Origin of the sequence: Chamaesiphon sp. (genome assembly GCF_041737865.1) — a bacterium.
Taxonomy (GTDB): domain Bacteria; phylum Cyanobacteriota; class Cyanobacteriia; order Cyanobacteriales; family Chamaesiphonaceae; genus Chamaesiphon.
This window is the reverse complement of the sequence record NZ_JBGSQZ010000102.1, coordinates 1-6,609: the sequence shown is the minus strand read 5'-3', so window position 1 is coordinate 6,609 and position 6,609 is coordinate 1. Positions and strand designations below refer to the sequence as shown.

9 protein-coding genes are annotated in these 6,609 nt (G+C 42.6%); 4 read left to right on the top strand and 5 right to left on the bottom strand.

Annotated elements, in window-relative coordinates; all coding sequences use genetic code 11:
* Together ACEW9J_RS07310 and ACEW9J_RS07305 are read right to left on the bottom strand one after the other, a co-directional pair.
* Nucleotides 1–264: Uma2 family endonuclease (locus ACEW9J_RS07310; protein WP_373544473.1), on the bottom strand; the 264-nt coding region annotated here is incomplete at its 3' end.
* A gap of 16 nt (nt 265–280) precedes the next feature.
* Nucleotides 281–505, bottom strand: a complete 225-nt coding sequence (locus ACEW9J_RS07305; protein WP_373544472.1) for a helix-turn-helix domain-containing protein — start codon at nt 503–505, stop codon at nt 281–283.
* Nucleotides 506–767: 262 nt separating this feature from the next.
* On the opposite strand from ACEW9J_RS07305, the gene ACEW9J_RS07300 reads away from it, so the two are divergent.
* Nucleotides 768–1,283 carry a hypothetical protein gene (locus tag ACEW9J_RS07300; protein ID WP_373544471.1) on the top strand — a complete coding sequence of 172 codons (516 nt, stop codon included), beginning with the start codon at nt 768–770 and terminating at the stop codon, nt 1,281–1,283.
* 97 nt (nt 1,284–1,380) lie between these two features.
* Nucleotides 1,381–1,908: a hypothetical protein gene (locus tag ACEW9J_RS07295; RefSeq protein ID WP_373544470.1), complete on the top strand. Its 528-nt coding sequence runs from the start codon at nt 1,381–1,383 to the stop codon at nt 1,906–1,908.
* Between the two features lie 48 nt (nt 1,909–1,956).
* Here ACEW9J_RS07295 and ACEW9J_RS07290 read toward each other — a convergent pair whose 3' ends face one another.
* From ACEW9J_RS07290 to ACEW9J_RS07280, 3 genes are all read right to left on the bottom strand, one after another.
* Nucleotides 1,957–2,715, bottom strand: coding sequence for a sigma-70 family RNA polymerase sigma factor (locus ACEW9J_RS07290; protein WP_373544469.1), 759 nt, complete (start codon nt 2,713–2,715; stop codon nt 1,957–1,959).
* Nucleotides 2,716–2,809: 94 nt separating this feature from the next.
* Nucleotides 2,810–4,255, bottom strand: coding sequence for a MobQ family relaxase (gene mobQ, locus ACEW9J_RS07285; protein ID WP_373544468.1), 1,446 nt, complete (start codon nt 4,253–4,255; stop codon nt 2,810–2,812).
* Nucleotides 4,256–4,613: 358 nt separating this feature from the next.
* Nucleotides 4,614–4,748, bottom strand: coding sequence for a hypothetical protein (locus ACEW9J_RS07280; protein ID WP_373544467.1), 135 nt, complete (start codon nt 4,746–4,748; stop codon nt 4,614–4,616).
* 186 nt (nt 4,749–4,934) lie between these two features.
* Between ACEW9J_RS07280 and ACEW9J_RS07275 the strand changes: the two genes are divergently transcribed.
* On the top strand, nt 4,935–5,351 hold the full coding sequence (locus tag ACEW9J_RS07275) for a hypothetical protein (protein WP_373544466.1): 417 nt from the start codon (nt 4,935–4,937) through the stop codon (nt 5,349–5,351).
* On the top strand, nt 5,351–6,499 hold the full coding sequence (locus ACEW9J_RS07270) for a hypothetical protein (protein ID WP_373544465.1): 1,149 nt from the start codon (nt 5,351–5,353) through the stop codon (nt 6,497–6,499). Before ACEW9J_RS07275 ends, ACEW9J_RS07270 begins: the two co-directional genes overlap by 1 nt.
* Nucleotides 6,500–6,609: the final 110 nt, after the last annotated feature.

Sequence of the window (6,609 nt, the reverse complement as noted above, 5' to 3'; positions counted from 1 at the left end):
AGCCGCAAAGTTATAGCCTGTAGATGAATCAAACAATCTACCCAAACCTTGACGATTCCAAAACCAAAGCTGTCCGTTAAGGTCAGAATTTCTCTCACCAGTATCACCACCCGTTGGAGCCATAACGATTAATTCTCCATCTCTATTTACTTCTAGTCTCAGATCTGGGTTGAGTTGGCACAGACGATCGAATTGCTCCGGCGTAACTTGCAACCGAACATCCGAAATATTTAATGATACTGGCTTGAATTCTAACGATTGCACTTTATTTCCTCCTTTTTTATTCGACGATGATATCCCATACATCATTGAATCCGCATTTAAAATGCTGCATAATCTTCGCCGTCGTAGAACGATCGATTCTCTCGATTCGCCCTCCGCCAGTTAATTTGTAGATGGTGTTAATGCTGATGCCGCTATCATTGAATAGTTCAACAGGCTTCACCTCTCGATCGCTCATGATCTTCTCCAACTTACAGACAAATTTCAAGTTTTTAGTTTCCATTCTAAATAGCCAAGCTCACCTCTCACTAGCATATCAGCTATATGGGAATCTGCTTACTTATTATATCAGATATATGATAATGTGAATATAGCTATTGACAGATATCTGATATATTGATATACTAGTTAGTATGGTATAGGGACAGCGCAGCACCCATCCGAACGGAACAATCAGCGCATAGACACGACAAAGCGATCGCCTCCCGCCAGGAATCACGATCGCTTTGATACGGTAAATCAAAAACTACATATCTATCACTAATATGCCATTAATCGCCACACTGAGTCAACTGGAGTCTGAGGAATCCTCGGTAACATCTTGTGCTGGATGCCCATTGAGCAGACACCTGTATGCCGATCGCTATGCTTGTGGAAACTCATTAGGAGGAGTAGTCAGCAGCCGTCAAGCTTTAACAGCCGAGTGTCACGATGCAATTTTGCACCATCCCGAACGGCATTTTCAACCACTGCCATTACCCGATCTGCAAGGATTAGATCCAGAAATAGTTTGTAGCTACGTGGGTGTGAGCCTGAATTGGTTAAATGTCCATGAGGAGCGTGAGATTAACGATGGGGAGAATGTTGTGGAAGTCAGCCATGAGAACTTGAGAATTGGCGATCTCAAACAGAAGGGAGCGGCTTACTACTGCGATCGAGTCAAGGGGCTAGAATCGGTCGATGCTCATGAGATTGCACTCTCAATGATCCATCCCGATTTTTTGTATGGAGCAGTTGAGGAGATCCTGGCGTTTAGAGCAGCGGCGATCGACTACATGTAGAGTTGCTTTTTCACATCCGATCGAACAGATCCATACTGCTATCCTTCCCCCACCAAAATATTCCATTACTGGATGGGGGTTTCTACCCAATTTTCCAATGACATTTATCAGTCAACAGATCCTCACAGACAACCTAACCGAGCAGCAATATCAACGAGCCTGTTTCCAAATGACTGGCACTAGATGTTTGCACTGGCTCAGAGCATGGTGTCGCAAACATCAAATTAGTCAGTCTAGCTTCAAGCGGCTATATTTTTGCATCAAGGCTTACATCGAAACTCATGGGCAGTTCAAAGCTGAAGCCGAAGTCTGGTGCTGTGTCAATGAGCAGATCCTGGAGATAGAATCGCGTTCTCACCAAATTTGCGATCGGGTTGGCTTGGTGCTACTAGCAGTAGATGACAGCTATGAAATTTACGACGGAAATATCTTAAAGGGTATTGTCGATTCCTATCCTCACGATGGATGGATAACTACATTTTTGCGACAGCCAGGGGTCAGCGATCGATATACTGCTGCACTGAGCTTTCTTAGCATAGAACAGATAAAATCGGTAAGTCTCACTCTTTGCCGAGAGCGATTGGAGGCAAACTTAGATCTAACTGCCGATCGCATTGATAATTGAACTTAAAAGTTATTCTCAGCCGATCGAATATGCAATCGGCTGAGATTATTAAAAATACGCTTGAATTGTCTCTCTGATTTCGAGAACAGCTTTATCTAGTCTTCGGCTGATAGTTAGATGATGAACATCTAATTTTTTAGCTGCGTTTCTATAATTTAATCCTTGCAGGCTAACTAGAAAAAATGTTTCTCTTTTAGGTTTATCTAGCTGCTGGGCAGCAGCGTAAATCATTTCTAGTTCTTCACGATTGCGATAGAATTCATCGTTGCTTCGATCGCAGAGCGTATCACCGAGTTCGAGCGATTCAGAATTTTTATTTCCAGGAAGTTGTTTATTCAGACTAATTGGCTTAATATTTTCTTTGATCGTTTGAATTTCATCCCAAAGTTTCGGCGTAATGTCAAGTAATTCACAAATCTCCTGATTACTGGGAACGCGATTTTCAGCCTTGAGCATTCTAAGTTTAAGTGATTGAACCTTGTAATAAATCTCTTGCCAGCGGCGAGGAAACCTAATTTCTTCGACTCGATCGCGAAGGTAATGTTTAATTTCACCGTCGATGTATGAAATGGCAAAAGCACTCAATTTAAGTCCTCGACTTAAATTGAATCTCTCGATACATTTAATTAGACCAATTGCACCTACTTGTTCTAAATCTTCATTATATTTACCATTAATCGTATAACGGTGAACAACTTTTCTGACCAAACCATAGTTTAACATCACAATCTTATTCCTAATTTTAATATCATGCGTTTCACTATAAAGCTTTAAGAGATATTGAGAGTTCTGATATTCTTCATTCATGAGAAATATAGTTATTGTTAACCTTATTATTCCCATTCTGCTGTGATATATCTCTATTTTAAAGTAATATTAGGCAAGTTTTGAACACGAAACTTCAACGTGATAGACCTGGATTTTGCTGACGACTGCGCTGGCGATCTCGATCTGGGAAGGAGTCGCTAAAGTCGATATTGGGGTACAGATCTTCCTCTAGTTCGGGCTGAAGCTCGATTTCTACTTGTGGTGATAATTTTATTGCATTGGGCTGTTGAGCCAATTGCTCGGCTTCGTACTGGGCGGTTAAATCTGCCATCGTTGCGTCGATTGAGCGACCCAAGCTAGCTTCGTACTGATTGAGGGTATGGGTAAGTTCGAGTAACTGTGACTCTGGCGGATCGACACTGCGATCGATAACCATCACAGGTGAGCCGTCATAATCGATTTCGATATTTTCTGTGATAACTCTCACCTGATAGCGATTAGCAGTGTAGCTGTCTTCTCCTAATCGTTCTGCTGCTGTCAGAATGGCTGTAACTAACTCAGGGTCGGTCTGTTGACGTAGGGTTGGCTCCCATTTGACAATTGGGGGTTCGGGAGTTGTGGATGGTGTGATTCGCTTGGCAATGGTTTTAAACTGACGAGCGTAACGTTCTTTCGATCGTTGTGCTGCTGCTTTATACTCTGAAGTTTGTTTGAGGTCTGGATATTCAGCCGCGACGTAGATGAAATCGGCATCTTTGCGCTCTTGGGCTTTATTTTTGGGCATAGTGGTTGGAGGTGTAGCTGTGAGTGGTTCTTCTAGATCCGACAGATTGTAAATCTCTTCAAATTGAGCAGCGATGTTGTGATTGATCCATTCGATCCGATCGTACTCAGCTCCACGATCGGTTGGGATATCTCTTGATTTCATCGACGCGACCGATACTCCTAGATGGATTTGGGGGAGTTTGTCGATGCCTTGTTCGGCATAGCTGCGAGAGTCGATCCGAACGTCTGAGCCAGCGCGTTCGAGATATCCATTGGCTAATTTGTCCCATGCGAGTTTTTGACTGCGATAAAGCTTGCGATCGTTCCAACTTCGATCTTTATTGCCAAAGCTGACGGTACCCTCACTATCGATCCTTAGTTCCCGCATGGTAAGCATGACGTGAGCATGGGGATTGTTACCGTCTAGGTGGTGAAGGTTAATATCGGCAATCATGCCGCGATCGACAAAGCTCGACTGAACGTATTCGCGGACGAGATCGATTTGATCGTTATGGTTTAGTTCGCGGGGGATGGCGATCGTGATTTCACGAGTGAGTTGGGCATCGATACGTTTTTCTTTTAATTCGACTCGATTCCACAGTTCGGCGCGATCGGTCAGCCATTCATTTCTACCTGTCGCCGGAATTGGGGTAAGGATTTCTGAATGTTCTACGCCGCGCTTTTTAGTGTAGTCGTGGAGTTTGCCAGTAATCTGATTTTGAATCTTCTCGCCAGCACGATATGCCGCCATTGCAATCGCACTTTTGCCACCACTGCGTCCTGCTACTATCGATCGTACAAAGGCGATTGCCATGTTACTACTAGAAACTTATCAGTTTCACAAATATCTTGTTTTTAAGGGCTTGAGGGCAGATTGGGACAATTGGTTGTTGATAGTAATTAGGCGCAAAAGAGATGGGAGATCGCTCGTTAGGCAAACACAAATATGTGCAAGATGTATCTTGCGCTCTTCATCATCGACAAGGGCTTCTATACACTATGCTGTTTTTGCTAAATAACGTCAACACCTCACACAACTATTTGGCGTTAAATATCATATTTTCCTGCCTTCTCCAAATAAGTAAAATCGCCAAGATTTAGTCCTGATAAGGTTCTAAGAGAAAAATAGTATATTTGATAGCTAACAAATATTTGTAATTACAACTTAGAAGCTAAGATGGCTTTAACTTTACTGCATCGGCATTCTCCCGATGAAATACCCGTAAAACATCGGGAGAATGCCGATGCAAGTTGAAAGGCAGTTCTAGGGCTTCGATCGCTGCACCGATGAAATACCCATAAAACATCGGGAAAATGCCGATGAAACACCTTCAAAACATCGGTACAAATTAAGTAGTTCCAGTAAAGCAAAAAGATACCATATTAATACAAAATAGTTGCCGATAGTAGTAAATAATTAATGCTTGAAATACAGACGTAGTATAGTCAAATCAGTATAGTAACTACTAGAGATCTAAAGTTGAGTGATAATCATGGCAAAACGAAAAGTAACAATTGAGTTCACTCCCGACCCTGACAACCCAGAGCATCAACTATTACGCAAGTACTTGATCGATTTGGAGTCGGGGATATCTGGAGCAATCATGGAAGCTGTCAGGGATAAATTTTTACTGACTGCGATGATCCTAGCTAATAGCGATCGATTTAAGACTAAGATTGTCGGAATTGAATCGAACGCTAGATTAAAGGCTCAAATCGAGATTAATCACGGAATGCTGGCAGCTTGCAATCTTCTTGACTCGAATCCTGTGCAGCTAGAGTCTATCCCAGAAGGCATCCCAGAGTCCATAAATATCAACTTTGCCAACAGTGACGAGAATGATGATACTTGGGATGAAGAGAGAATTATCTCGCTTGACAACGTAGAATTTGCTCAGGATAAAAAGTGATGGAACTATATGTGACCGTAGACTTAGGTAGCAGCCTCATTAAAGTCTTATATGCAAATGACACGAGTGGACTACCTCAATATTTGGCGATCGAACCAGAAATCATTGAAGTCCCTGAAAGTTGTCTCAGGGATTTTCGCCGCAATGATTTTCAGGGTCATGCTGAAGACCATGCCTTTGTCGGGTTTGATTCCAGGTACTATGCAGTCGGGAGGTTAGCAAGGAGAAAGTTCAAATCGACTACCGATTTAGCATTACTAAAGTCTAACTATGCAGTCCAGAGAATTTTAACGGCTGTCTCGATCGCTGTTGAAAAACTGGGAATGGGCAGAAAAGTAAAGTTGTTCCTATACTGTCTCTTGCCACCTGGGGAATTGAAAGATAGAGACATTCTCGATCGCGACCTGACAACTGCACTTGCGTCCTTCGATACTCCCATCGGCAAGCTCCAAGCTAAACTGATGTATTTTAGCTGCCATCCTGAAGGTGGCGGATTAGCGATGCACTATCAAAAATGTTTCCCTGAATGCCGCGATCGAGTGTTGGGGATAGTGATGATGGGTCATCGAAATGTCAGTACTTACTTAGTCGATCGGGGGGTACCTGCTACTTATAAGAGTTCGGATCTCGGCTTTGTTTCAATGGTTAGGGAAATTCAGAGCAACACTTCTGGGTACAGTGAATACGATATCACTCGATCGGTAGCTCGATACCTGCTCGCCGAAATTAGTGAATCTGCCTCAAATCCAAAATATCTTTATGACCTGCTGTTGAAAACCAAGGATGTCGATCGCAAACAGGAACTAGAGCAATTGGTTGACACAATTGAGTCAGCAAAAAAAATGTACTGGAGATCGATCTCTCAATGGCTCAATACTCAGTTATCTGAAGTAACTGATATTCTCATTGGCGGCGGTACCTGTCGAATATTCACTAAAGAATTCCGAGGCTATACTTGGAACCTTCCGAAGATTATAGGCAAGCCTGAATCTCGATCGTTCCTCAATGCTGGGCTGGCTTATGGTGAATGTACTTTGATTCCCTCAGAATTACGCGATCGCTATGCTGATGCTCAGTGTTTGTGGGATTCGGGGTTAATGCCTGTGGTGCGGGAGTATCAGGGGAGGAAGCAGGTTAGTAAAAAATAAAACATTGGCAGATATTGGATCTGCCAATGCTTCTAGTAATTAGACCAATCCGAAATATAATCTGTGGACAAAAAAGATAGCAAAACTGTAAAATAGTATTTTATCTAATA

Excerpts from the sequence above, each read along its gene's own strand:
- ACEW9J_RS07305 (WP_373544472.1), bottom strand. The coding sequence starts at position 505 with ATGGAAACTAAAAACTTGAAATTTGTCTGTAAGTTGGAGAAGATCATG.
- ACEW9J_RS07300 (WP_373544471.1), top strand. The coding sequence starts at position 768 with ATGCCATTAATCGCCACACTGAGTCAACTGGAGTCTGAGGAATCCTCG.
- ACEW9J_RS07295 (WP_373544470.1), top strand. The coding sequence starts at position 1,381 with ATGACATTTATCAGTCAACAGATCCTCACAGACAACCTAACCGAGCAG.
- ACEW9J_RS07290 (WP_373544469.1), bottom strand. The coding sequence starts at position 2,715 with ATGAATGAAGAATATCAGAACTCTCAATATCTCTTAAAGCTTTATAGT.
- mobQ (WP_373544468.1), bottom strand. The coding sequence starts at position 4,255 with ATGGCAATCGCCTTTGTACGATCGATAGTAGCAGGACGCAGTGGTGGC.
- ACEW9J_RS07280 (WP_373544467.1), bottom strand. The coding sequence starts at position 4,748 with ATGTTTTATGGGTATTTCATCGGTGCAGCGATCGAAGCCCTAGAACTG.
- ACEW9J_RS07275 (WP_373544466.1), top strand. The coding sequence starts at position 4,935 with ATGGCAAAACGAAAAGTAACAATTGAGTTCACTCCCGACCCTGACAAC.
- ACEW9J_RS07270 (WP_373544465.1), top strand. The coding sequence starts at position 5,351 with ATGGAACTATATGTGACCGTAGACTTAGGTAGCAGCCTCATTAAAGTC.